Annotated in this window: 22 protein-coding genes; 2 read left to right on the top strand and 20 right to left on the bottom strand. The window is 72.2% G+C overall.

Annotation, left to right across the window (positions count from 1 at the left end):
- Positions 1-27: 27 nt before the first annotated feature.
- Together OJ254_RS21135 and fmt are read right to left on the bottom strand one after the other, a co-directional pair.
- On the bottom strand, positions 28-1,296 hold the full coding sequence (locus OJ254_RS21135; RefSeq protein WP_265363570.1) for an aspartate aminotransferase type Ic: 1,269 nt from the start codon (positions 1,294-1,296) through the stop codon (positions 28-30).
- Positions 1,297-1,438: 142 nt separating this feature from the next.
- Positions 1,439-2,377, bottom strand: coding sequence for a methionyl-tRNA formyltransferase (gene fmt, locus OJ254_RS21130; RefSeq protein WP_265363569.1), 939 nt, complete (start codon positions 2,375-2,377; stop codon positions 1,439-1,441).
- A gap of 249 nt (positions 2,378-2,626) precedes the next feature.
- Between fmt and OJ254_RS21125 the strand changes: the two genes are divergently transcribed.
- Positions 2,627-3,178 carry a hypothetical protein gene (locus OJ254_RS21125; protein ID WP_265363568.1) on the top strand — a complete coding sequence of 184 codons (552 nt, stop codon included), beginning with the start codon at positions 2,627-2,629 and terminating at the stop codon, positions 3,176-3,178.
- A 156-nt stretch (positions 3,179-3,334) separates the two neighbouring features.
- Here the strand turns inward: OJ254_RS21125 and OJ254_RS21120 are convergent, their stop codons facing one another.
- The 14 genes from OJ254_RS21120 to pyrR all read right to left on the bottom strand — a co-directional run bounded on the left by OJ254_RS21120 (position 3,335) and on the right by pyrR (position 20,074).
- On the bottom strand, positions 3,335-5,476 hold the full coding sequence (locus tag OJ254_RS21120; protein ID WP_265363567.1) for a primosomal protein N': 2,142 nt from the start codon (positions 5,474-5,476) through the stop codon (positions 3,335-3,337).
- A gap of 126 nt (positions 5,477-5,602) precedes the next feature.
- A complete protein-coding gene (gene metK / locus OJ254_RS21115; protein WP_265363566.1) occupies positions 5,603-6,811 on the bottom strand; it encodes a methionine adenosyltransferase in 1,209 nt (402 codons plus the stop codon).
- A gap of 253 nt (positions 6,812-7,064) precedes the next feature.
- Complete coding sequence (coaBC, locus tag OJ254_RS21110) at positions 7,065-8,303, bottom strand: bifunctional phosphopantothenoylcysteine decarboxylase/phosphopantothenate--cysteine ligase CoaBC (protein WP_265363565.1); 1,239 nt, start codon at positions 8,301-8,303, stop codon at positions 7,065-7,067.
- Between the two features lie 116 nt (positions 8,304-8,419).
- Entirely contained in the window at positions 8,420-8,692 is a 273-nt protein-coding gene (gene rpoZ, locus OJ254_RS21105) for a DNA-directed RNA polymerase subunit omega (RefSeq protein WP_030412017.1), read from the bottom strand.
- A gap of 103 nt (positions 8,693-8,795) precedes the next feature.
- Positions 8,796-9,419, bottom strand: coding sequence for a guanylate kinase (gmk, locus tag OJ254_RS21100; RefSeq protein ID WP_261952583.1), 624 nt, complete (start codon positions 9,417-9,419; stop codon positions 8,796-8,798).
- Positions 9,420-9,457: 38 nt separating this feature from the next.
- Positions 9,458-9,784: an integration host factor, actinobacterial type gene (gene mihF / locus OJ254_RS21095; protein WP_030412015.1), complete on the bottom strand. Its 327-nt coding sequence runs from the start codon at positions 9,782-9,784 to the stop codon at positions 9,458-9,460.
- Positions 9,785-9,990: 206 nt separating this feature from the next.
- Positions 9,991-10,869: an orotidine-5'-phosphate decarboxylase gene (gene pyrF, locus OJ254_RS21090; protein ID WP_265363564.1), complete on the bottom strand. Its 879-nt coding sequence runs from the start codon at positions 10,867-10,869 to the stop codon at positions 9,991-9,993.
- The gene (locus tag OJ254_RS21085; RefSeq protein ID WP_265363563.1) at positions 10,866-11,975 is read right to left on the bottom strand and encodes a quinone-dependent dihydroorotate dehydrogenase; all 1,110 of its coding nucleotides are present in this window, start codon (positions 11,973-11,975) and stop codon (positions 10,866-10,868) included. The genes pyrF and OJ254_RS21085 overlap by 4 nt, the downstream gene beginning before the upstream one ends.
- 62 nt (positions 11,976-12,037) lie before the next feature.
- Positions 12,038-15,346 (bottom strand): carbamoyl-phosphate synthase large subunit, encoded by a 3,309-nt coding sequence (gene carB, locus OJ254_RS21080; RefSeq protein ID WP_265363562.1) that lies wholly within the window; start codon positions 15,344-15,346, stop codon positions 12,038-12,040.
- A complete protein-coding gene (carA, locus tag OJ254_RS21075; protein WP_265363561.1) occupies positions 15,339-16,529 on the bottom strand; it encodes a glutamine-hydrolyzing carbamoyl-phosphate synthase small subunit in 1,191 nt (396 codons plus the stop codon). The genes carB and carA overlap by 8 nt, the downstream gene beginning before the upstream one ends.
- Positions 16,526-17,125 carry a PH-like domain-containing protein gene (locus OJ254_RS21070; RefSeq protein ID WP_265363560.1) on the bottom strand — a complete coding sequence of 200 codons (600 nt, stop codon included), beginning with the start codon at positions 17,123-17,125 and terminating at the stop codon, positions 16,526-16,528. The genes carA and OJ254_RS21070 overlap by 4 nt, the downstream gene beginning before the upstream one ends.
- Complete coding sequence (locus tag OJ254_RS21065; protein WP_265363559.1) at positions 17,122-18,408, bottom strand: dihydroorotase; 1,287 nt, start codon at positions 18,406-18,408, stop codon at positions 17,122-17,124. Before OJ254_RS21065 ends, OJ254_RS21070 begins: the two co-directional genes overlap by 4 nt.
- A 4-nt stretch (positions 18,409-18,412) precedes the next feature.
- Positions 18,413-19,390: an aspartate carbamoyltransferase catalytic subunit gene (locus tag OJ254_RS21060; protein ID WP_265363558.1), complete on the bottom strand. Its 978-nt coding sequence runs from the start codon at positions 19,388-19,390 to the stop codon at positions 18,413-18,415.
- A gap of 93 nt (positions 19,391-19,483) precedes the next feature.
- Positions 19,484-20,074: a bifunctional pyr operon transcriptional regulator/uracil phosphoribosyltransferase PyrR gene (gene pyrR / locus OJ254_RS21055; protein ID WP_261952575.1), complete on the bottom strand. Its 591-nt coding sequence runs from the start codon at positions 20,072-20,074 to the stop codon at positions 19,484-19,486.
- 221 nt (positions 20,075-20,295) lie between these two features.
- Between pyrR and bldD the strand changes: the two genes are divergently transcribed.
- The gene (bldD, locus tag OJ254_RS21050; RefSeq protein ID WP_030412006.1) at positions 20,296-20,796 is read left to right on the top strand and encodes a transcriptional regulator BldD; all 501 of its coding nucleotides are present in this window, start codon (positions 20,296-20,298) and stop codon (positions 20,794-20,796) included.
- Positions 20,797-20,962: 166 nt separating this feature from the next.
- Here the strand turns inward: bldD and nusB are convergent, their stop codons facing one another.
- From nusB to OJ254_RS21030, 4 genes are all read right to left on the bottom strand, one after another.
- On the bottom strand, positions 20,963-21,397 hold the full coding sequence (nusB, locus tag OJ254_RS21045) for a transcription antitermination factor NusB (RefSeq protein ID WP_261952574.1): 435 nt from the start codon (positions 21,395-21,397) through the stop codon (positions 20,963-20,965).
- A gap of 2 nt (positions 21,398-21,399) precedes the next feature.
- Positions 21,400-21,966 (bottom strand): elongation factor P, encoded by a 567-nt coding sequence (efp, locus tag OJ254_RS21040; RefSeq protein WP_265363557.1) that lies wholly within the window; start codon positions 21,964-21,966, stop codon positions 21,400-21,402.
- Between the two features lie 65 nt (positions 21,967-22,031).
- Complete coding sequence (locus OJ254_RS21035) at positions 22,032-23,138, bottom strand: aminopeptidase P family protein (protein ID WP_265363556.1); 1,107 nt, start codon at positions 23,136-23,138, stop codon at positions 22,032-22,034.
- Positions 23,139-23,222: 84 nt separating this feature from the next.
- Entirely contained in the window at positions 23,223-24,125 is a 903-nt protein-coding gene (locus OJ254_RS21030; protein WP_265363555.1) for a Pro-rich N-terminal domain-containing protein, read from the bottom strand.
- Positions 24,126-24,192: the final 67 nt, after the last annotated feature.

Genomic DNA, 24,192 nt, shown 5'->3' with positions numbered 1-24,192 from the left:
CTCCGGGACCCCGGCCGTGCGCTCTCCCTACGCGGCCCGCTTCTCGTAGCCCACGAGCCGGACGCAGACGGCGAGACCCTCGATCGCCTGCTCCAGCTCCGCGAGGCCGGGGTAGCTGGGCGCGATCCGGATGACCGCGTCGCGCGGGTCGTCGCCGTACGGGTGGGTGGCGCCGGCCGGGGTGAGCACGATGCCCGCCTCGGCGGCCTTGCGGACGACCTCCTTGGCGCAGCCGTCCGGCACCTCCAGGGTCACGAAGTACCCGCCCCGGGGCGTGGTCCAGGTCGCGAGCCCGGTGCCGCCGAGCTCCTTCTGCAGGATCCGGCCCACCGCCTCGAACTTGGGCCGGAGCAGGGCGCGCTGGCGCTCCATGTGGGCGCGCACGCCGTCGGCGTCGCGCAGGAACATCACGTGCCGCAGCTGGTTGACCTTGTCGGGGCCTATCGACCGCTTGGCGTTGTGGCCGAGCAGCCAGGTCACGTTCGCGGGCGAGGAGCCGAAGAAGGCGACACCGGCGCCGGCCGCGGTGATCTTCGAGGTGGAGCCGAAGACGAACGCCCGGTCCGGGTGGCCGGCCCCGGCGCAGGCGGCGAGCAGGTCGGCGATCTCGACCGGCTCGTCGGTGAGGTGGTGGGCGGCGTACGCGTTGTCCCAGAAGATCCGGAAGTCGGGGGCGGCGGTGGGCATGGCGGCGAGCCGCGCCACGGTCGCGTCGCTGTAGCTGACGCCGGTCGGGTTGCTGTACTTCGGTACGCACCAGATGCCCTTGATCGCGGAGTCCTCGGCGACCAGCCGCTCCACGGTCTCCATGTCCGGGCCCTCGTCGGTCATCGGCACCGGGATCATCTCGATCCCGAACCGCTCGCAGAGCGCGAAGTGCCGGTCGTAGCCGGGCACCGGGCACAGGAACGCGATCCGCTCCTGGTCCGCCCAGCGCGACGCGGCGCCCGGCAGCACGCCCAGCAGGGCGTGCACCAGACAGTCGTGCATCAGCTCCAGGCTGGAGTTGCCGGCCGCGAGCAGCTGTCCGGCCGGGACCTGGAGCAGCCCGGCGAATATCTCCCGGAGCTCGGGCAGGCCCTGCAGCCCGCCGTAGTTGCGCACGTCCGTGCCGTCGGCGGAGGTGTGCCGTCCGCCGGGCAGGCTCAGCAGGTCCGTGGCGAGGTCGAGCTGTTCCGGGGCCGGCTTGCCGCGGGTGAGGTTGAGCGAGAGCCCCCGTCCGGCGAGTTCCTGGTAGTCCTTGCGGGCCCGCTCGACGAGACCGGCCGGCGCGTCGGGGCTCAGCTCGGTGGTCATGGTGCTTCCTTTCCCAGGGGCCGCGCCGCGGGGGCGGCGCGTCGTTCAGGTGGCGCCGCCGAGGATACAAACCGCCCCGAACGACGGGCCCGGGAATTCCACCCACTGGGATCCACGGGGCCGCGCCGGGGCCCCGTGCGCGTCAGCCGCCGAGTCGTTCGCCCGCCTCGATGCGTACGCCGCGCGCCCAGTCCGCGGCCTGCATCGGCTTCTTGCCCTGCGGCTGGACCCAGACCAGTTCGACCGGGTGACTGCCGGTGCCGACGTACACCGCCTTCTTGGTGACGGCGAGCGCGCCGGGTGCGAGGGAGAGTTCGGCGTGGCCCGCGGCGGAGGTGGCGGACATCAGCTTCAGGCGCTCGCCGCGGAAGACCGTCCAGGCGCCGGGCGCCGGCGCACAGCCGCGGATCACCCGGTCGACCCGCAGGGCCGGCGCCGCCCAGTCCACCTTGGCGTCCTCGACCTCGATCTTCGGTGCGAGGGAGATGCCCTCGGCGGGCTGCGGCACCGGCGTCAGGCTGCCGTCCTCGATGCCGTCCATGGTCGCGACGAGCAGTCCGGAGCCGGCGAACGCGAGCCGGGTGAGCAGGTCACCGCTGGTGTCGGTCGGCCGGACCTCCTCGGTCAACACCCCGTAGACCGGGCCGGAGTCGAGCCCCTCCTCGATCTGGAAGGTCGAGGCGCCGGTGACCTCGTCGCCGGCCAGCACCGCATGCTGCACCGGTGCCGCGCCGCGCCAGGCCGGCAGCAGCGAGAAGTGCAGATTCACCCACCCCCTGGCGGGAACGTCGAGCGCCACCTTGGGCAGCAGGGCACCGTAGGCGACCACCGGGCAGCAGTCCGGGGCGATCTCCCGCAGCCGGGCCAGGAAGTCCTCGTCCCGCGGGCGGGCGGGCTTGAGCACCTCGATGCCGGCCTCCTCCGCACGCTCCGCGACGGGGCTGGCGACCAGCTTCCGGCCGCGTCCCGCGGGCGCGTCCGGCCTGGTTACGACGGCCACGACCTCGTGCCGGTCGGAGGCGATCAGGGCATCGAGGGAGGGGACGGCGACCTCGGGGGTGCCGGCGAAGACAAGCCTCATGGGTGGCGGACTACCTCTCACACGCAGCGGAACGACACACCAGTCTAGGGTCCTTGCCCCGGCCGGGGAGCGCCGCTTCAGGGGGCGTACGACATTTCCCGCGCCTCGCACGGAAGCTCGTACGCCCCCATACCGTGACCAGAGCCGCTCCTGTCGCGTTGGTCAAACAGCATTGACCCGAAGCGGGCCGCCGAGGCGGCCCGATCGTTTTCCATTTCTTCATTCCACGCCGGTTCGAGAGGCTTGCTCATGGCCGACCACGCAACCCACGACGCCCAGGCACGCGCCAGCCTGCATCTCCTGGTGCGGGACATCGAGCGGGTCCGCCGGCAGGTGGACGCACTGCGCACGCTGACCGCTCAGCTGGGCAACGTCTACCGGCCGCGGCGCACGGGTCCGTCCGCGGGCTTCGTCGTTTACGGACGCGCGCCCGCGCCGACCGTGCGCCTTGCCCAGGAACTGCGGGACAGCGTCGAGACGCTCGTCACGGCCGCGGTCGACTTCGACCGTTCGCTGGGGTTCTCGTGGGACGCGGTGGGCTCCGCGCTCGGCGTCACCAAGCAGGCGGTGCACCGCCGTTACGGCGCCCGCCGGGCCACCGCCCAGCCCGCCGTGGACGGTGCGGCCGAGCCCGTGGTGCGTACGCCGGAGTCCTCCGCGACCCGCGCGGTGAGCGTGACCACCGGGCTGTCCGGCGCGGCGTCCGTGCCCGCCGCCCGCTCCATGCCCGGACAGTCCTCCGCGGCCGCCCGCGAAGAGCCGACCCGTCCGGGCGCCTTCCCCGGCCCGCGCAACGGCTGAAACCCTCCCCCACGCCGGCCGCCCGGCACCCTCGCCAGCGCCCCGGGACCGCCCGCCGACCTCGGTTCCGGGGCGGCGTCATGCCCGCCTCCGTACCGCGGGCCCGGCACCCCGCAGCGCAGGCACGAGCCCCCGACTACGGTGCCCCGCGCGCGATCACCCCAGGTCCGGCGGATCGATCCGGACCCGCACCGCCGCCCCCTCCCGCTTGACCAGCCTGGCCGCCCGCGCCGCCTTGAGCGCCGCGGCGAGCGCCGCGCCCTGGCCCGGCCGGACCCGGACCAGCGCCCGCTCCCACTGCTCGCCGGGCTGCGGATCGCCCGGCCGGCGCGGCCGCCCGGGATCCGGCACCGGCAGCGGAACCGGTCCCAACACCTCGACGCCCGAAGGGAGTTCGGCGGCCCTCAGCAGCTCGGCGACGTCCTCGGGCCGGCCGGTCACCGATGCCATCCGGGACACCGGCGGGAACCCCAGCTCGGCCCGCTCGGCCAGCTCGCGCAGCGCGTGCCCGGCCGGGTCCCAGCGCACCAGCGCCTGCACCGGCCGCAGCGTCGGCTCCGCGATCACCGCGACCGTGCCGCCCTCCGCCTGGCCGCGCACCAGCGCCGCGGCACCCAGCCAGCGGCGCAGCGCCTCCTCCCCGGCCCGCAGGTCCGCCCGCCCGAGCAGCGCCCAGCCGTCGAGCAGCAACGCCGCCGCGTACCCGGCGCCCTCGGCGACCGGCTCGGCACCGGGAGTGGAGACGACGAGGGCGGGGCGGTCCGGGACCGAGTCCAGGACGTGGTCCCGGCCGGAGGTGCGCACCGGCACCTCCGGGAAGGCCCGGCCCAGCTCCTCGGCCGTACGGCGGGCGCCGACGATCTGCGCCCGCAGCCGGGTGCCCCCGCACTCGGCGCAGTGCCAGTCCGGGGTCTCCCGGCCGCACCAACCGCAGCACAGCGCCGTGTCGTTGCTCCGCGCCTCCAGCGGGCCGGCGCAGTGCCGGCAGCGGGCCGGCTCCCGGCAGCGCTCGCAGGCCAGCCGCGGGACGTAACCCCTCCGGGGCACCTGCACCAGCACCGGGCCGCGGGCCAGCCCGGCCCGGGCCGTCTGCCAGGCGAGCGTCGGCAGCCGCGCCACCCGCGCCGCTTCGTCGCGCGCGGCCTGCACGTCGTCGACGGTACGGATCAACGGGGCGGCCGTGCGGAGCTGTTCGCGGCCGGCCTCCAGCGGCCGGGCCCAGCCGTTCTCGACGAGCTGGGTGGCCTCGACCGTGCGGCCCAGGTCGCCGACCAGGCAGGCGGCCTTCTCGTGCACCGCGCGGAGCAGGAGGACGTCCCGGGCGTGCGGATGCGGGGCGTTGGTGTCGCTGTGGCTGGAGTTGCCGTCGTCCCAGATGGCGACGAGGCCGAGGTCGGCGACCGGGGCGTACATCGCGGCGCGGGTGCCGATGACGGCCCGGACCGCGCCGCGGCGTATGGCCAGCCAGCGGCGGTACCGCTCCTCGGGGCCGGAATCGGCCACCAGGAGCGTGTGCAGCCCCTGCCCCACGAGCTCGGTCAGCGCCGCGTCCACCCGCGCCGCCGACCGTCCGTCCGGCATCACGACCAGGGCGCCGCGGCCGGACGCCAGGGTCGCCGCCACCACCGCGGCCAGCTCCCCGGGCCACCGCGGCCCCGGGAGCGCGCTCCACACGGCCCGCGGCGCGCCGCCGCGGGCGAGGGCGTCCAGGAACGCCGGGCCGTCCGGATAGCGGGCCCAGCTGCCCGGGGCGGGCGGCGCGGGCGGGGGCGGCGGCTCGGGGAAGCGCTCCGCCTCCGCCTTGGCGTGACGCGGCGGAACGGCCAGCTGGAGGACGTCGGCGAGCGAACCGGCGTACCGGTCGGCCACCGCCCGGCAGAGCGCCAGCAGCTCCGGGCTGAGCACCGGCTCGGGCGAGACGATCTGGGCGAGCGCGGCCAGCGGGCCGCGGTAGTCGGACTCCGCGATCCGCTCGACGAGATAGCCGTCGAGCAGTCCGCCGCCCTCGCGCCGGCCCTCGCGCACCCGGCCGGTCCCCGCGCCGAACCGCACCCGGACCCGGACGCCGGGCCGGGCGTCGGCGTCCATGGCGGCGGGGACGGCGTAGTCCCACAGCTTGTCGAGATGGACCGGGCCCTTGTCGACCAGGACCCGGGCCACCGGCAGGGCATCGGCGAGCTGCGCGCCCCGCCACGTCCGCGGCTTGGCGCGCTCCGCCCTGGTCTCCCGGACGGTCTCCCTGATGAGGGCCAGCTGCTCGCCCCGCTCCCCCGGATCCCGCCCGTTCTCACTGCTCACAGCACCAGTCTTAGCAGACCGCACCGACAACGGCCGCGGGCCCGGGCGCAGCCGCCGGCGGGCCCGGAACGCCGCCGGCCCCGTACCGCGGGGCGGTACGGGGCCGGGGCCGGGACGGTGCGCTGCTTACAGGCCCACGGCCTTCTTCAGCGCCTCGACGCGGTCGGTCCGCTCCCAGGTGAAGTCCTCCAGCTCACGGCCGAAGTGGCCGTAGGCGGCGGTCTGCGAGTAGATCGGGCGGAGCAGGTCGAGGTCGCGGATGATCGCGGCCGGGCGGAGGTCGAAGACCTCGGTGATGGCCTGCTCGATCTTGTCCGTGTCGACGGTGGCGGTGCCGAAGGTCTCGACGAAGAGACCGACCGGCTCGGCCTTGCCGATCGCGTAGGCGACCTGGACCTCGCAGCGGGCGGCGAGGCCGGCCGCGACCACGTTCTTGGCGACCCAGCGCATGGCGTAGGCGGCCGAGCGGTCGACCTTGGACGGGTCCTTGCCGGAGAAGGCACCGCCGCCGTGGCGGGCCATACCGCCGTAGGTGTCGATGATGATCTTGCGGCCGGTCAGGCCGGCGTCGCCCATGGGGCCGCCGATCTCGAAGCGGCCGGTGGGGTTGACCAGCAGGCGGTAGCCGTCGGTGTCCAGCTTGATGCCGTCCTCGACGAGCTGGTTGAGGACGTGCTCGACGACGAACTCGCGGATGTCGGGAGCGAGCAGCGAGTCGAGGTCGATGTCGCTGGCGTGCTGCGAGGAGACCACGACGGTGTCGAGGCGGACGGCCTTGTGGCCGTCGTACTCGATGGTGACCTGGGTCTTGCCATCGGGGCGGAGGTAGGGGATGGTGCCGTTCTTCCGGACCTCGGACAGCCGGCGCGAGAGGCGGTGCGCGAGGTAGATCGGGAGCGGCATCAGCTCCGGGGTCTCGTCGCAGGCGTAGCCGAACATCAGGCCCTGGTCGCCCGCGCCCTGCCGGTCCAGCTCGTCGTCGTCGCCCTCGACGCGGTTCTCGTACGCGGTGTCGACGCCCTGCGCGATGTCCGGGGACTGCGCGCCGATGGAGACCGAGACGCCGCAGGACGCGCCGTCGAAGCCCTTCTTGGACGAGTCGTAACCGATCTCGAGGATCTTGTTGCGGACGAGGTTGGGGATGTCGGCGTACGCCTTGGTCGTCACCTCGCCGGCCACGTGGACCAAGCCGGTGGTGATCAGCGTCTCGACGGCGACCCGGGAGGTCGGGTCCTCCTTCAGGAGCGCGTCGAGGATCGTGTCGCTGATCTGGTCAGCGATCTTGTCGGGGTGGCCCTCGGTCACGGACTCCGAGGTGAACAGGCGGCGGGACACATCGCTCCCTGGGGTTGCAGCGGCTGCTGGCTGATCATGGGCGGAAGGGCCGAGAGCTGCGCTCGGCCCGATCCACTCGCCAGTTTATCGGTCGTATGTGGCGTTCGGGCACGCGGTCTCGATTTCTGGACCCCTCGTGACCTGGGACACCACACCTCACGGTAGGACGATCACCGCGCGGGGGCGACATGGTCAAGGGAACACGCCCGATTTTGTGGGGCCGGTGGGGTGAAAGGGGAGAGGGTATGCGGATTCAGCGGCGATTCTCGGCCAGCCGGGGGGCGACCAGGTCCCACACCGTGTCCGCGAGGGCTTCCTTCGGGCCGTACGGGACCGGGGTCTCGGTGCCGTCGGCCGCCAGGATCACCGCCTCGTTCTCGGCCGAGCCGAACGTCTTGTGCTCGCCGACCTCGTTGACGACGAGCAGGTCACAGCCCTTGCGGGCGAGCTTGGCGCGTCCGTTGGCGAGCACGTCGTCGGTCTCCGCGGCGAATCCCACCACCACCTGGCCGGGCCGGACGCGGTCGGCGGACAGCTCGGCGAGGATGTCCGGATTCCGGACCAGCGTGATCGGCTCGGGCTCCCGGCTGTCCACCTTCTTGATCTTGACGGTGGTGTAGACGGCGGGCCGGAAGTCGGCGACCGCGGCCGCCATGACCACGGCGTCGGCGTCCGCGGCGGCCTTCAGCACGGCCTCCCGCATCTGCCGGGCGGTGCCCACCGGGACCACGTCCACGCCCACGGGGTCGGGCAGCTCGGCGTTGCCGGCGACGAGGGTGACCCGGGCGCCGCGGGCCGCCGCCGTGGCCGCGAGCGCGTAGCCCTGCTTCCCCGAGGAACGGTTGCCCAGATAGCGGACGGGGTCCAGGGGCTCGCGGGTGCCGCCGGCGCTGACCACGACGTGGCGTCCGGTGAGGTCCGTCACGGCGGCCCCCTGGGCCCCGCGGGCCAGTACCCGCCGGCAGAGGGCGAAGATCTCCACCGGGTCGGGGAAGCGGCCCTTGCCGGTGTCGACGCCGGTCAGCCGGCCGACCGCCGGCTCGACGACGATCGCGCCGCGGCGGCGCAGCGTGGCGACGTTCTCCTGGGTGGCCGGGTTCTCCCACATCTCGGTGTGCATCGCGGGGGCGAAGACCACCGGACAGCGGGCGGTCAGCAGCGTGTTGGTCAGCAGGTCGTCGGCGAGGCCGTGGGCGGCCTTGGCCAGCATGTCGGCGGTGGCCGGGGCGACCACGACGAGGTCAGCGGCCTGGCCGATGCGGACGTGCGGGACCTCGTGGACGGACTCCCAGACCTCGGTGGTGGCCGGGTGGCCGGACAGCGCGGACCAGGTGGCCTCGCCGACGAAGTGCAGCGCCGAGGCGGTCGGCACCACCCGGACGTCGTGCCCGGACTCGGTCAGCCGGCGCAGCAGCTCGCACGCCTTGTACGCGGCGATCCCGCCGCTGACCCCCAGGACGACCCTGGGCCGCTCCCGCTCCCGCTTGTCCATCGCTTCGCCGCTCCCCGAGCTCCCGGTCCGCGCTACGTCCGTAGCGTCTGTATGCCCCTATGACACACCAAAGGCCCGGCGGACGTGCCGCCGGGCCCTGGATGAACTGACGCTGCTTACTGGGCCGGGCCCTCGATGGACTCGGAGGTCAGCAGACCCGCGTTGATCTCGCGCAGCGCGATCGACAGGGGCTTCTCGTGGACGTGGGTGTCCACGAGCGGGCCGACGTACTCCAGCAGGCCCTCGCCGAGCTGGGAGTAGTACGCGTTGATCTGGCGCGCGCGCTTGGCGGCGTAGATCACGAGGCTGTACTTCGAGTCGGTGGCCTCGAGAAGCTCATCAATGGGCGGGTTGATGATGCCCTCGGGAGCGGTGATGGAAGAGGACACTCTCTACCTTCCGAAAGGGGATGAAGCCTGGGTGGCATGCACCCGGCCGTCGTACGGGCCGGCGCAAAGTCTGTGCGTCCGGAGCCGGAGCGGCTCCGCGGGGTCAGCCGCTGGTGCTCTTGTCCCCGGATCGATGCAGCATCAAGGCTAGCAGCTCACGGCTCACGTCCTCGACGGAGGTGTTGACGCACGTCACGTCGAACTCCTTCTCCGCGGCCAGCTCGACCCGGGCCGCCTCCAGGCGGCGCTCGATGACCTCGGGCGCCTCCGTGCCCCGGCCGGTGAGCCGGCGGACCAGCTCCTCCCAGCTCGGCGGGGCGAGGAAGACCAGCTGGGCCTCGGGCATGGACTCCCGGACCTGGCGGGCGCCCTGCAGGTCGATCTCCAGCAGGACCGGCTCGCCGGCCTCCAGGCGGTCCAGGACCGCCTTGCGCGGAGTGCCGTAGCGGTTGCCGGCGAACTCCGCCCATTCGAGCAGCTCACCGTTGGCGATCAGCTTGTCGAACTCCTCGTCGTCGACGAAGAAGTACTGGACGCCGTGCTGCTCCCCGGGTCGCGGGGTGCGGGTGGTGGCCGAGACCGAGAGCCAGACCTCTGGGTGGACCTTGCGCATATGCGCGACGACCGTGCTCTTGCCGACCCCCGAGGGGCCGGAGAGCACGGTCAGTCGCGGTTGTCTGGCCGGGGGGCCGGCGGGGGTCGTCCCCCGGGAGACTGCAGAACTCATGCAGCGATTATTCCAGCTTCCCGGCGATGCCGGAAAATTCAGCCGGAAGCGCTGCCGCCGAATTCGCGCTCCAGTGCCGCGATCTGGTTGGAGCCAAGGCCCCGGACGCGGCGGCTCTCGGAGATCCCGAGCCGCTCCATGAGCTGCTTGGCGCGGACCTTGCCGACGCCGGGCAGGGACTCCAGGAGAGCGGAGACCTTCATCTTGCCGATGACGTCGTTCTTCTGGCCCTGCTGGATGACCTCGTGGAGGGAAGCACCGGAGTGCTTGAGCCGATTCTTGACCTCGGCGCGCTCCCGGCGAGCCGCGGCGGCCTTCTCGAGCGCGGCTGCGCGCTGTTCAGGGGTAAGGGGCGGAAGAGCCACGCCTACGTCACCTCGGATGTCGAACTGTCGGATACGGACCGGTGTGGAACCTAGTCGCCCCGCATCTGCGGAGCAACGAGCAACGCGCTTACGTGCACTGCTCTCGACGGAGACTAGCGGCCGAGCGCGCCGGAGTCAGCGAGAACAGACGAAAAGTCCTGGTCAGACTCTGCTGACCAGGACAATTCGGGACCAAACTCCCCGTCTTACGGTGCTTGATCGAGCGCGGTGCGCACTTCCTCGGTGAATCGGTCCGCCGCCGCGCGCAGTCCGGCGGCGTCCGGACCGTGCTTCAGCACCCCCCGGCTGACGCTCGGGAGGACGTTTTCGGCCGCGGGGCCGAAAACAGTTGGCAGGTCGGCCGGGGTGGCGCCCTGCGCGCCGATGCCGGGGGCCAGCAGCGGGCCGTTGATCGCCAGGTCGAACGTGGAGAGATCGCCGAGGGTGGCGCCGACCACCGCGCCGAAGGAGCCCAGCGGCTCGGCGCCGGCGTTCTCGGCGGCGAGGTGGCCGAGCATGGTCGCCGCGAGGGTGCGGCCGTCCTCGCGGACCGCGCGCTGGACCTCGGCGCCCTCCGGGTTGGAGGTCAGCGCCAGCACGAACAGGCCCGCGCCGCTCTCCCGGGCCAGGTCGGCGGCCGGCTTCAGCGAGCCGTAGCCCAGGTACGGCGAGACCGTCAGGGCGTCCGAGAACAGCGGCGAGTCCGGGCGCAGATAGGTCTCGGCGTAGGCGGCCATGGTGGAGCCGATGTCGCCGCGCTTGGCGTCCATGACCACCAGCGCGCCGCGCTCGCGGGCCTCGACGACGGCGGTCTCCAGCACGGCCAGGCCGCGCGAGCCGAACCGCTCGAAGAACGCGGACTGCGGCTTGAAGACGGCGACGTGCTCGCCGAGCGCCTCGACGACGGTGCGGGTGAACCGGGCCAGGCCCGCGACGTCGTCGTTCAGGCCCCAGTCGGCCAGCAGCGAGGCGTGCGGGTCGATGCCGACGCAGAGCGGGCCGCGCTCGTCCATGGCGCGGCGCAGCCGCGCGCCGAAGGGGTCCAGCGGCCGGGAGGGAAGGTCGGGCGAGGGGCCGGCCGTCATGCGGTCACCTTCTTGTGCTCGGCACCGACGGCGTCGGCGAGGGTGGCGTAGGGGCTGGTGCGCAGGCGCGCGGCCAGACCCTTGTGGATCGAGCGGCACCAGAACGGGCCCTGGTAGATGAACGCGCTGTAGCCCTGGACGAGGGTGGCGCCGGCGAGGATGCGCTGCCAGGCGTCCTCGGCGGTCTCGATGCCGCCGACGCCGATCAGGGTGATCTTGTCGCCGACGCGGGCGTAGAGGCGGCGCAGCACCTCCAGGGAGCGCTGCTTGACGGGCGCGCCGGAGAGGCCGCCGGTCTCCTTGACCACGGCCGGGTCGGACGTGAGGCCCAGGCCCTCGCGGGCGATGGTGGTGTTGGTGGCGATGATGCCGTCCAGGCCGAGTTCGACGGCGAGGTCGGCGACCGCGTCGACGTCCTCGTCGGCCAGGTCGGGAGCGATCTTGACCAGGAGGGGGACCCGGCGGTCGGTGACCGTGCGGTCGGCGGCCTCGCGGACCGCGGTCAGCAGCGGCCGCAGGTGGTCCGTGGCCTGGAGGTTGCGCAGCCCGGGGGTGTTCGGCGACGAGACGTTGACGACCAGGTAGTCGGCGTGGCGGGCCAGCCGCTCGGTGGAGGTGACGTAGTCGCCGATCGCCTCGGACTCCGGGACGATCTTGGTCTTGCCGATGTTGACGCCGAGGGTGGTCGGGAAGACCGGGTTGCGGGCCGCCAGGCGGGCCGCGACGGACGCGGAACCGTCGTTGTTGAAGCCCATGCGGTTGATCAGCGCGCGGTCCGGTACGAGCCGGAACAGGCGCTTCTTGGGGTTGCCGGGCTGCGGCTGGGCGGTGACCGTGCCGATCTCGACGTGGTCGAAGCCGAGCATGGTCATGCCGTCGATGGCGACCGCGTTCTTGTCGAAGCCGGCGGCCAGGCCGAACGGGCCGTGCATCCGGCGGCCGAAGGCCTCGACGCGCAGTTCCTTGTAGCGCGGGGCGAGGGCGGCGGCGAGGAAGGTGCGCAGCACGGGGATCTGCGCGGCCCGCCGGATCCAGCCGAAGGCCAGGTGGTGGGCCCGCTCGGGATCCATGCGCGTGAAGAAGAGCCGGAAGAAGAGCTGGTACATGGTGTGTGTCCTCATGAAGAGGGGGACACAGCGGCGGTTCGCTGTGTCCCCCTCAAGGGCTGCTAGTCGCGGGCCGCGGTCAGGTGTTCCGCGTGTTCCTGGAGTGACCTGACGCCCACGTCGCCGCGGTTCATCGCCTCGATGCCCTGGACGGCGGCCGCGAGGGCCTGGACCGTGGTGAGGCAGGGCACGGAGCGGGCCACCGCCGCCGTACGGATGTCGTAGCCGTCGAGGCGGCCGCCGGTGCCGTACGGGGTGTTGACGATCAGGTCGACCTCGCCGGCGTGGATCAGCTGGACGATGGTCTTCTCGCCGTTCGGGCCCTCGCCCTCGGACTGCTTGCGCACGACGGTGGCGTTGATGCCGTTGCGGCGCAGCACCTCGGCCGTGCCGGAGGTGGCGAGCAGCTCGAAGCCGTGCGCGACCAGTTCCCGCGCCGGGAAGATCATCGAGCGCTTGTCACGGTTGGCGACGGAGACGAACGCCCGGCCCTTGGTGGGCAGCGCGCCGTACGCCCCGGCCTGCGACTTGGCGTAGGCGGTGCCGAAGACCGAGTCGATGCCCATGACCTCGCCGGTGGAGCGCATCTCCGGGCCGAGGATGGTGTCCACGCCGCGGCCGTGCACGTCGCGGAACCGGCTCCACGGCATCACGGCCTCCTTGACGGAGATCGGCGCGTCCAGCGGCAGGGTGCCGCCGTCGCCGGTCTTCGGCAGCAGGCCCTCTGCGCGCAGTTCGGCGATGGTGGCGCCGAGCGAGATCCGGGCGGCGGCCTTGGCCAGCGGCACCGCGGTCGCCTTCGAGGTGAAGGGGACGGTGCGGGACGCGCGGGGGTTGGCCTCCAGGACGTAGAGGATGTCGCCGGCCATCGCGAACTGGATGTTGATCAGTCCGCGGACGCCCACGCCCTTGGCGATGGCCTCGGTGGAGGCGCGCAGCCGCTTGATGTCGAAGCCGCCGAGGGTGATCGGGGGCAGCGCGCAGGCGGAGTCGCCGGAGTGGATGCCGGCCTCCTCGATGTGCTCCATGACGCCGCCGAGGTAGAGCTCGTGGCCGTCGTAGAGCGCGTCGACGTCGATCTCTATGGCGTCGTCGAGGAAGCGGTCGATGAGGACCGGGTGGCGGTCGATCAGGCCGGCGTGGCGGGTGAGGTACTCGCCGAGCGACGGCTCGTCGTAGACGATCTCCATGCCGCGGCCGCCGAGGACGTAGGACGGCCGGACCATGACCGGGTAGCCGATCTCGGTGGCGATCCGCTTGGCCTCGTCGAAGGAGAAGGCGGTGCCGTACTTGGGAGCGGGCAGGCCGGCCTCGGTGAGGACCCGGCCGAAGGCGCCGCGCTCCTCGGCGAGGTCGATGGCCTCGGGCGAGGTGCCGACGATCGGCACGCCGTTGTCCTTGAGCGCCTGCGCCAGGCCCAGCGGGGTCTGCCCGCCGAGCTGGACGATGACGCCGGCGACCGGCCCGGCCTGGGTCTCGGCGTGCACGATCTCCAGCACGTCTTCCAGCGTCAGCGGCTCGAAGTACAGGCGGTCGGAGGTGTCGTAGTCCGTCGAGACGGTCTCCGGGTTGCAGTTGACCATGACGGTCTCGTAGCCGGCCTCGGACAGCGCGAACGAGGCGTGCACGCAGGAGTAGTCGAACTCGATGCCCTGGCCGATGCGGTTGGGGCCGGAGCCGAGGATGATCACGGCCGGCTTCTCGCGCGGGGCGACCTCGGTCTCCTCGTCGTAGGACGAGTAGAAGTACGGGGTCTTCGCGGCGAATTCGGCGGCGCAGGTGTCGACGGTCTTGTAGACCGGGCGGACGCCGAGGGCGTGCCGGACCTCGCGCACGACGTCCTCGCGCAGGCCTCGGACCGCGGCGATCTGGGCGTCCGAGAAGCCGTAGCGCTTTGCATCCGCGAGGATTTCCGGGCCGAGCTTCTCGGCGCCGGCGATCTCGTCGGCGATCTCCTTGACCAGGAAGAGCTGGTCGACGAACCAGGGGTCGATCTTCGTGGCGTCGAAGACCTCCTCGGGCGTGGCACCGGCGCGGATCGCCTGCATGACGGTGTTGATCCGGCCGTCTGTGGGGACCTGGGCCTTCTCCAGGAGGGCGGCCTTGTCACCGGGCTCGCCGGCGAAGTCGAACTGGCTGCCCTTCTTCTCCAGGGAGCGCAGCGCCTTCTGCAGCGCCTCGGGGAAGTTGCGGCCGATGGCCATGGCCTCGCCGACCGACTTCATGGTGGTGGTCAGCGTGGCGTCGGCGGCCGGGAACTTCTCGAAGGCGAACCGCGGCACCTTGACGACGACGTAGTCGAGGGTCGGCTCGAAGGAGGCCGGGGTCTGCTCGGTGATGTCGTTCGGGATCTCGTCGAGGGTGTAGCCGACGGCGAGGCGGGCGGCGATCTTCGCGATCGGGAAGCCGGTGGCCTTGGAGGCGAGCGCCGAGGAGCGGGAGACCCGCGGGTTCATCTCGATGACGATCACGCGACCGTCCTCGGGGTTCACCGCGAACTGGATGTTGCAGCCGCCGGTGTCCACGCCGACCTCGCGGATGACCGCGATGCCGATGTCCCGCAGGATCTGGTACTCGCGGTCGGTGAGCGTCATGGACGGCGCGACGGTGATCGAGTCGCCGGTGTGGACGCCCATCGGGTCGAAGTTCTCGATGGAGCAGACGACCACGACGTTGTCGTTCTTGTCGCGCATCAGCTCCAGCTCGTACTCCTTCCAGCCGAGGATGGACTCCTCCAGGAGCACCTCGGTGGTCGGGGAGAGCGTGAGGCCCTGGCCGGCGATCCGGCGCAGCTCGTCCTCGTCGTGCGCGAAGCCGGAGCCGGCGCCGCCCATGGTGAAGGACGGGCGGACGACGACGGGGTAGCCGCCGAGCTCCTCGACGCCCGCCAGGACGTCGTCCATGGAGTGGCAGATGACCGAGCGGGCGGACTCGCCGTGCCCGATCTTCCGGCGGACGGCCTCGACGACCTCCTTGAAGAGGTCGCGGTCCTCGCCCTTGTTGATGGCCTCGACGTTCGCGCCGATCAGCTCGACGCCGTACTTCTCGAGGGTGCCCGCCTCGTGCAGCGAGATGGCGGTGTTGAGCGCGGTCTGGCCGCCCAGGGTGGGCAGCAGGGCGTCCGGGCGCTCCTTGGCGATGATCTTCTCGACGAATTCCGGGGTGATCGGCTCGACGTAGGTCGCGTCGGCGATCTCCGGGTCGGTCATGATCGTCGCCGGGTTGGAGTTCACCAGGATGACGCGCAGGCCCTCGGACTTGAGGACCCGGCAGGCCTGGGTGCCGGAGTAGTCGAACTCGGCGGCCTGGCCGATGACGATCGGGCCGGAGCCGATGACCAGGACGGACTGGATATCGGTGCGCTTAGGCACGCTGGCCCTCCATCTGGGAAACGCTGTGCTGATTGTTGTCTCGCATGAGCTCGACAAACCGGTCGAAGAGGTACGCGGCGTCGTGCGGGCCGGCGGCCGCCTCGGGGTGGTACTGGACGCTGAAGGCCGGCTGGTCGAGGAGGTGCAGGCCCTCCACCACGTTGTCATTGAGGCAGACGTGGGAGACCTCGGCACGGCCGAAGGGGGTGTCGGAAACCTTGTCGAGCGGGGCGTCGACGGCGAATCCGTGGTTGTGCGCGGTGACCTCGACCTTGCCGGTCGTGCGGTCCTGGACCGGCTGGTTGATCCCGCGGTGGCCGTACTTGAGCTTGTAGGTGCCGAAGCCCAGCGCGCGGCCGAGGATCTGGTTGCCGAAGCAGATGCCGAAGAGCGGGGTCTTGCGGGCGAGGACGGCCTGCATGACGGAGACCGGGTGGTCGGCGGTGGCCGGGTCGCCGGGGCCGTTGGAGAAGAACACGCCGTCCGGCTCGACCGCGTAGACGTCCTCGACGGTGGCGGTGGCGGGCAGCACGTGCACCTCGATGCCGCGCTCGGCCATGCGGTGCGGGGTCATGCCCTTGATGCCGAGGTCGACGGCGGCGACGGTGAACTTCTTCTCGCCGATCGCCGGGACGACGTAGGCCTCCTTGGTGGCGACCTGGGCGGAGAGGTCGGAGCCCTTCATCTCGGGGGCCTGGCGCACCTTGGCGAGCATGGTGCCCGCGTCGGGCAGCGCGTCGCCGGAGAAGATCCCGACCCGCATCGCACCGCGCTCGCGCAGGTGGCGGGTGAGCGCGCGGGTGTCGACGCCGCTGATGCCGACCACGCCCTGGGCGGTCAGTTCCTCGTCCAGGGAGCGCACCGAGCGCCAGTTGGACGGGATCCGGGCGGGGTCGCGGACGACGTAGCCGGCGACCCAGATCCGCTGCGACTCGGGGTCCTCGTCGTTGACCCCGGTGTTGCCGATGTGCGGGGCGGTCATGACGACGACCTGGCGGTGGTACGAGGGGTCGGTCAGCGTCTCCTGGTAGCCGGTCATGCCGGTGGAGAACACCGCTTCGCCGAAGGTCTCCCCCACGGCCCCGTAGGCACGACCGCTGAAGGTGCGGCCGTCCTCCAGGACAAGTACGGCGGGAAGCGCCTGGTTCCTCTGAGAGGAGCTTCCCCTGGTGGAGGTCGTCATCGTGCGCCTTCCGTTTCGCTCTGCTCGGTGGTGTTTCGGGTGCTGCTGGGGGTGGTGCTCAGTGCGGTGAGGGCCTCGACCCAGGCGGGGTGCTCCTCCGCCCGGTCGGAGCGGAAACCGGAGTCGATCTCCTGGTCCCCGTGCTGCCAGGTGACGACGAGCAGGCCGCCCTCGGTGAGGACCTTGCCGGCGATGCCCTTGTCGAGGCGGGCGCCGCGCAGCGCGGCGGCCGGTACGAAGAAGTCCGTCGCGCCCGGCCGTACGACGTCCAGACCCGCGTCGGTGAGGGTCAGCTCGACGCGGCTGCGCGTGCCGAGGCCGTGCGCCACGATCCGGTCGAGCCACTGCCCGGCCGTGGTGGAGCCGTGGTAGCGCCCGCTGAGCGTCAGCTTCGGCTCGCCCGGGTCCTCGGGAGTGGAGGGCAGCTCGGGCAGATCGCCCTGAAGCGTGCCGCGCCACTTCCAGCCCTGGCGCATCAGCCAGTAGACGAAGGCGACGAGGACGAGCAGGCCGGCGACCCAGCCGAGCCGTGCTGCCCAGTCGGTGACCGGCGCGGACTTCTGCGCCTCGGCCAGTTGGATGAGTGGAGGAGTCACGCCAGCTTCCCGTCGACGACCGTTGCCCGGCCCCGCAGGAAGGTGTGGGTGACGCGTCCCGGCAGCTCACGGCCCTCGTAGGGGGTGTTGCGGCTGCGGGAGGCGAAGCCCGCGGGGTCCACCTCTCCACGGTAAGCGGAATCGACCAGGGTGAGGTTGGCGGGCTCACCAGCCGAGATGGGCCGGCCGTGGCCCTCCAGGCCGCCGATCCGCGCGGGCCGGAAGGACATCCGCTCGGCGACACCGGCCCAGTCCAGCAGCCCGGTGTCGACCATCGTGTGCTGGACCACGGAGAGCGCCGTCTCCAGGCCGACCATGCCCATGGCCGCGGCGCCCCACTCGCAGTCCTTGTCCTCGTGCGGGTGCGGGGCGTGGTCGGTGGCGACGATGTCGATGGTGCCGTCGGCCAGCGCCTCGCGCAGGGCCAGCACGTCGCGCTCGGTGCGCAGCGGCGGGTTGACCTTGTAGACCGGGTTGTAGGTGCGCACCATCTCGTCGGTGAGGAGCAGGTGGTGCGGGGTGACCTCGGCGGTGACGTCGATGCCGCGGGACTTGGCCCAGCGGACGATCTCGACGCTGCCGGCGGTGGACAGGTGGCAGATGTGGACCCGGGAGCCGACGTGCTCGGCGAGCAGCACGTCCCGGGCGATGACCGACTCCTCGGCGACCGCGGGCCAGCCGCCCAGGCCCAGCTCGGCGGAGACGATGCCCTCGTTCATCTGGGCGCCCTCGGTCAGCCGCGGCTCCTGGGCGTGCTGGGCGACGACGCCGCCGAATGCCTTCACGTACTCCAGGGCCCGGCGCATGATCACCGCGTCGTCGACGCACTTGCCGTCGTCGGAGAAGACGGTGACGCCGGCGGCCGACTCGTGCATGGCGCCGAGTTCGGCGAGCTTCTTGCCCTCCAGGCCGACGGTGACCGCGCCGATCGGCTGCACGTCGCAGAAGCCGTGCTCCTGGCCGAGCCGGTAGACCTGCTCGACGACGCCGGCGGTGTCGGCGACCGGGAAGGTGTTGGCCATGGCGAAGACGGCGGTGTAGCCGCCGGAGGCGGCCGCGCGGGTGCCGGTGAGGACGGTCTCGGAGTCCTCCCGGCCGGGCTCGCGCAGATGGGTGTGCAGGTCGACGAGCCCGGGGAGGAGGACCTTGCCGCCGGCCTCGACGATCTGCGCGCCGTCCGCGTCCAGGCCGCTGCCCACGGCCTCGATGAACTCGCCGTCGATCAGGACGTCCTGCGGCTCGCCGCCGAGCACCTTCGCACCACGGATCAGGATCTTGCTCATGGTCTTACTTCTCCTCGGTACGGGGGTTGGTCACGGCGGGCTCGTTGCCGCCCAGGAGCAGGTAGAGGACGGCCATCCGGATGCTGACGCCGTTGGTGACCTGCTCGACGGCCGTGCAGCGGCCGGAGTCGGCGACCTCGGCGGTGATCTCCATGCCGCGGACCATGGGCCCGGGGTGCATCACCAGGGCGTGCCCGGGCATCCGCGCCATGCGGTCGCCGTCCAGGCCGTAGCGGCGCGAGTACTCGCGCTCGGTGGGGAAGAACGCGGCGTTCATCCGCTCGCGCTGGACCCGCAGCATCATCACGGCGTCGGACTTCGGCAGCACGCCGTCGAGGTCGTACGACACCTCGCAGGGCCAGGTCTCGACGCCGACCGGCACCAGGGTGGGCGGCGCGACCAGGGTGACCTCGGCGCCGAGGGTGTGCAGCAGGTCGACGTTGGACCGGGCGACCCGGCTGTGCAGCACGTCGCCGACGATCGTGATGCGCTTGCCGGACAGGTCCTGGCCGATCCCGGCGTCCGGGCCGATCAGCCGGCGGCGCATCGTGAAGGCGTCGAGCAGGGCCTGGGTGGGGTGCTGGTGGGTGCCGTCACCGGCGTTGATGACGGGGGCGTCGATCCAGCCGGAGTTGGCGAGCCGGTAGGGGGCTCCGGAGGCACCGTGCCGGATGACGACGGCGTCCACGCCCATCGCCTCCAGGGTCTGCGCGGTGTCCTTGAGGGACTCGCCCTTGGAGACGCTCGATCCCTTGGCCGCGAAGTTGATGACGTCCGCGGAGAGCCGCTTCTCGGCGGCCTCGAAGGAGATCCGGGTGCGGGTGGAGTCCTCGAAGAAGAGGTTGCAGATCGTGCGTCCGCGCAGGGTGGGGAGCTTCTTGATCGGCCGGTCGGCGACCCGGGCCATCTCCTCGGCGGTGTCGAGGATCAGCACGGCGTCGTCGCGGGTGAGGTCGGCGGCCGAGATGAGGTGGCGCTTCATCCGGTTTTCTCCGTGTGTGAGGGAGGTGTACGGGAATGTCCGTCAGGCAGGCATGCCTGCGGGCCCGGGGTCACCGGGTCCGTCAGCGGTGCGCTAGCGCTCGCCGGCCGGGGTGGTCTGCTTCAGGCCGAGCAGCACGGCGTCGCGGCCGTCCTCCTCGGTCAGCTGGACCTTGACCGCCTCCCGCAGCGACGTGGGGAGGTTCTTGCCGACGTAGTCGGCGCGGATCGGCAGTTCGCGGTGGCCCCGGTCGACGAGGACCGCCAGCTGGACGGCGCGCGGCCGGCCGATGTCGCCCAGGGCGTCCAGGGCGGCGCGGATCGTGCGTCCGGAGAACAGGACGTCGTCGACGAGCAGGACGACCCGGCCCTCGATGCCCTCGGCGGGGATGTCGGTGCGGGCGAGCGTCCGGGCCGGGCCCAGGCGCAGGTCGTCGCGGTACATCGTGATGTCGAGCGAGCCCACCGGGACCGTGCGGCCGGTGATGTCCTGGAGCTTGGCGGCCAGCCGCCGGGCGAGGAAGACGCCACGGGTGGGGATTCCCAGCAGCACCACGTCGTCCGCGCCCTTGGCGCGCTCGACGATCTCGTGGGCGATGCGGGTGAGCATGCGCGCGATGTCGGGGCCCTCAAGCACCGGCCGCGCGGGGAGCTGAGCTCCCGCTTCGGAGCTGTTTGCGTCCATACGAAACGGACCTCCTTCTCCGCCTCACGGGACGGACCTTAAAGGACGTCGGAATTACGCAGTCAGGTTACCAGGACCGCTCGCCTGGCCCGTCTACACCCCTGACGGGTGATGGTCTGGCCCATTCCGCTTGACGAACCGAGATTACGCTGCGTAACCTCACAGTGAGTTACCAGCCACGCGGCGGAGCCGCATGTCGATACAGCTGTCTGGGGAGCTATATGTCCAGCGAATACGCCAAACAGCTCGGGGCCAAGCTCCGCGCCATCCGTACCCAGCAGGGCCTCTCCCTTCACGGCGTCGAGGAGAAGTCCCAGGGGCGTTGGAAGGCCGTGGTGGTCGGTTCGTACGAGCGCGGCGACCGTGCCGTGACCGTGCAGCGCCTTGCCGAGCTGGCGGACTTCTACGGCGTTCCGGTGCAGGAACTGCTGCCGGGCACGACACCGGGCGGCGCGGCCGAGCCGCCGCCGAAGCTGGTGCTCGACCTGGAGCGACTGGCCCACGTCCCGCAGGAGAAGGCCGGCCCGCTGCAGCGTTACGCCGCCACGATCCAGAGCCAGCGCGGTGACTACAACGGCAAGGTCCTCTCGATCCGCCAGGACGACCTGCGGACCCTCGCCGTGATCTACGACCAGTCGCCCTCGGTGTTGACCGAGCAGCTGATCAGCTGGGGCGTGCTCGACGCGGACGCCCGTCGCGCCGTGTCCCACGAGGAGATCTGAGCCCCTCGGGTCATCTGCAGAAACGTACCGCCGCCCCGGAGCCCGGGGCGGCGGTTCTGTTTGCCGCCGTCCTCGCCGGCGCCGGTGCGGGCATGCGAACGGGCCCGGAGCGTTCACCCAACGCTCCGGGCCCGTCCCATGCTCTGCCGCTCGTCGGCGGCGCCGGCTACTGCGCCTCGCGCCGCAGACCCGGCTTCAGCTCCTTCAGCCGGCCGAGGAGGCCGTTGACGAAGGCCGGGGAGTCGTCCGTGGAGAACTCCTTGGCGAGCTGCACGGCTTCGTCGATCGCCACCGCGTCCGGCGTGTCGTCCACCCAGAGCAGCTCGTAGGCACCGAGCCGCAGGATCGAGCGGTCGGCGGCCGGCATCCGGTCCAGGTCCCAGTCGACCGCGTAGGTGGAGATCAGCTCGTCGATGCGGACGATGTGGTCCGCGTACCCCTCGACGAGCTGCAGGGTGTACTCGTTCACCGGCGGCTGCCGGGGGTCGGTCCGGGCGTGCCGCATCCAGTCCGCGAGCACGGACTGCACGTCGGCGCCGCGCTGATCGGCCTCGAAGAGGATCTGGAACGCGCGCTTACGGGCCTTGCTGCGGGCAGCCACGGTTAGCTGTTCACCCGGCCGAGGTAGTCGCTCGTGCGGGTGTCGACCTTGATCTTCTCACCGGTGGTGATGAAGAGCGGGACCTGGATCTGGTGGCCGGTCTCCAGCACGGCGGGCTTGGTGCCGCCGGTGGAGCGGTCACCCTGGACGCCCGGCTCGGTCTCCTGGACGGTGAGCTCGACGGCGGCCGGCAGCTCGACGTAGAGCACCTCGCCCTCGTGCTGCGCGACGACGGCCTCGAAGCCCTCGATGAGGAAGTTGGCGGCGTCGCCGACGGACTTGCGGTCGACGTGCAGCTGGTCGTAGGTGTCCATGTCCATGAAGACGAAGTAGTCGCCGTCCATGTACGAGAACTGCATGCCGCGCTTGTCGACGGTGGCCGTCTCGACCTTCACGCCGGCGTTGAAGGTCTTGTCCACCACCTTGCCGGAGAGCACGTTCTTGAGCTTGGTGCGGACGAAGGCCGGGCCCTTGCCGGGCTTGACGTGCTGGAACTCGACGACGGACCAGAGCTGGCCGCCTTCGAGCTTGAGCACCATGCCGTTCTTGAGGTCGTTCGTGGATGCCACGGTTGCGGAATCTCCTGGACTGCAGGTGGTGGGACCCGGAGCGACGCCCACCGAGCCGCTGCGGCTCAGAGTGCGAGCAGCTCCTTGGTCGTGATCGTGAGTAGCTCGGGCCCGCCGTCCGCCTCGGGGCGGACGACGAGTGTGTCGTCGATCCGGACACCCCCACGGCCCGGGATGTGAACCCCCGGCTCGACGGTGACCGGCACGCAAGCGTCCAGTTTACCCATGGCGGCCGGGGACAATTGAGGGTCCTCATCGATTTCGAGCCCCACGCCGTGCCCGGTCCACGGTCCGAGCCGCTCGCCGTACCCCGCGGCGTCGAGCACATGGCGGGTGATCCGGTCCACCTCGCGGCACTCCACGCCCGGCGCGAGCGCCTCCCGGCCGGCCCGCTGGGCTGCAAAAACGAGATCGTACAGCTCGATCTGCCAGTCCGACGGGGTGGTGCCGATGACGAAGGTACGGCCGATCTCGCAGCGGTAGCCGCGGTAGTTCGCCCCGAGGCAGACGCTGAGGAAGTCGCCCTCCTCGACCCGCCGGTCGGTGGGCAGATGCCCCGGGCGGCCGGCGTTCGGGCCGGTCGCCACGGAGGTCGGGAAGGCCGGGCCGTCCGCGCCGTGGTCCACCAGCCGGCGCTCCAGCTCCAGCGCGAGATGCCGCTCGGTGCGGCCCACCAGGATCGATTCGAGCAGTTCGCCGAGCGCCTGGTCGGCGATCTCCGCGGCGATCCGCAGACAGGCGATCTCGTCGTCGTCCTTGACCAGCCGCTGCGCCTCGACCGCACAGGCCAGGTCGGCCAGCCGGAGCTGCGGTGCGACCTGGGAGAGCGCCCGGTGCCGGGTGACGGTCAGGTGGTGCTCCTCCACGGCCAGGGTGTCCGCGCCGGCCTTCGCGGCCAGGTCGGCGCCGGCCACGACCGGGTCATCGCCGCGGCCGGGCAGCACCGAAACCCGTACGTCGTCCACCGGCCGGCCCTCGGACGGATCGCCGCTCAGCGGTCTGCCGCACAGCAGCACATCGTCGGACGGGCCCAGCAGCAGAGCGGCGCCCGGCGGGGCGCAGGCGGTGAGGTAGCGGACGTTCGCGGGGCGCGAGATCAGGGCGGCGGCGCTTCCGGTTGCGGCACAGCGGTCGCGCAGCCGCGTGCGTCGGGCCGCGTACAACTCGGACATATCGCAAGGGTACGGCGGCTCCCCCGCGGCGGCCGGTCGAGGGGGCCGCCCGGGGGACGACCGGCGGGGGCGCGCCCGAGGCGGCTACCAGCTGGGCGGGCTGGCCAGCGAGCGGGCGACCACCTCGTCCAGCACCCGCACCGTCGTGGCGACGTCGTGCTGGGAGTTGTCGATGATCGGCAGGCCCGAGCCGTACCAGCCGGCCATCCGGCCGTGGATCCTGGCCACCTCTTCGTCCGACAGCCGGCGGTTGCCGGTGCGCCGGGCGTTGCGCTCCAGCACGATCTCCAGGCCGGGCAGCAGCACGATCGGCAGCAGTCCGGGACCCACGTGGCGCTTCCAGCCGCCCAGGCCGACGACCGGACGGTCCGGGAAGACCGCGTCGTCGAGGATGCAGGAGATGCCGTTGGCGAGGAAGTTACGGGCGGCGAAACCGCAGGTCCGGCGGGCCAGGCGGTACTGCGCCTCGGAATGGTCGTTCCACCCGGACTGCGGGTCGGCGAAGCCGGCCCGGACCCACTCACGGACATCGTCCAGGCTGATGTGCGCGGTCGGCACCCGCCGGGTGTCGGCCCAGTGGCGGGCCACGCTGGTCTTGCCCGCGCCGGCCGGGCCGATCAGCAGGACCGCGACGGCGGCGTGCGCGGCGTCCGGCGCGGCCGGGTCGGTGGGCGGGCTCGGCAGCGGCACCGGCGCGCCCGGCGGCAGCTGGATGTGGCCGGTGATGTCGGTGCTCTGCCCGCTGGGCGGCGGGGCCTGCTGCGGCGCGGGGCCGTGCCAGCCCGGCTGCGGGGCGGGCTGCTGCACGGGCGGCGGCGGGGCGGGCTGGTGCACGGGCGGCGGCGGGCCCGCGGGAGCGGGCGGGGCGGCCGGCGGGGAGGTGGGCTGGGTGGGCCGTCCCGGGTTGGGCGTCCAGTGCATGGCGGCCCCGGGTCCTGATGCCTGCCCGTGGGGCGGCGGCAGCGGAGCCCCCACTGCGTACTGCATCCGGTGGCTCTCCGTCTCGTGCGGTCGACGTGGTGCGGGGCACGGCGCCGGGCCGGACTGCCCGGTG

Source organism: Streptomyces endophytica (assembly GCF_026153355.1).
GTDB lineage: Bacteria > Actinomycetota > Actinomycetes > Streptomycetales > Streptomycetaceae > Streptomyces > Streptomyces endophytica.
The sequence above is the reverse complement of the archived record's forward strand: the minus strand, read 5'-3'. Positions and strand labels throughout refer to the sequence as shown.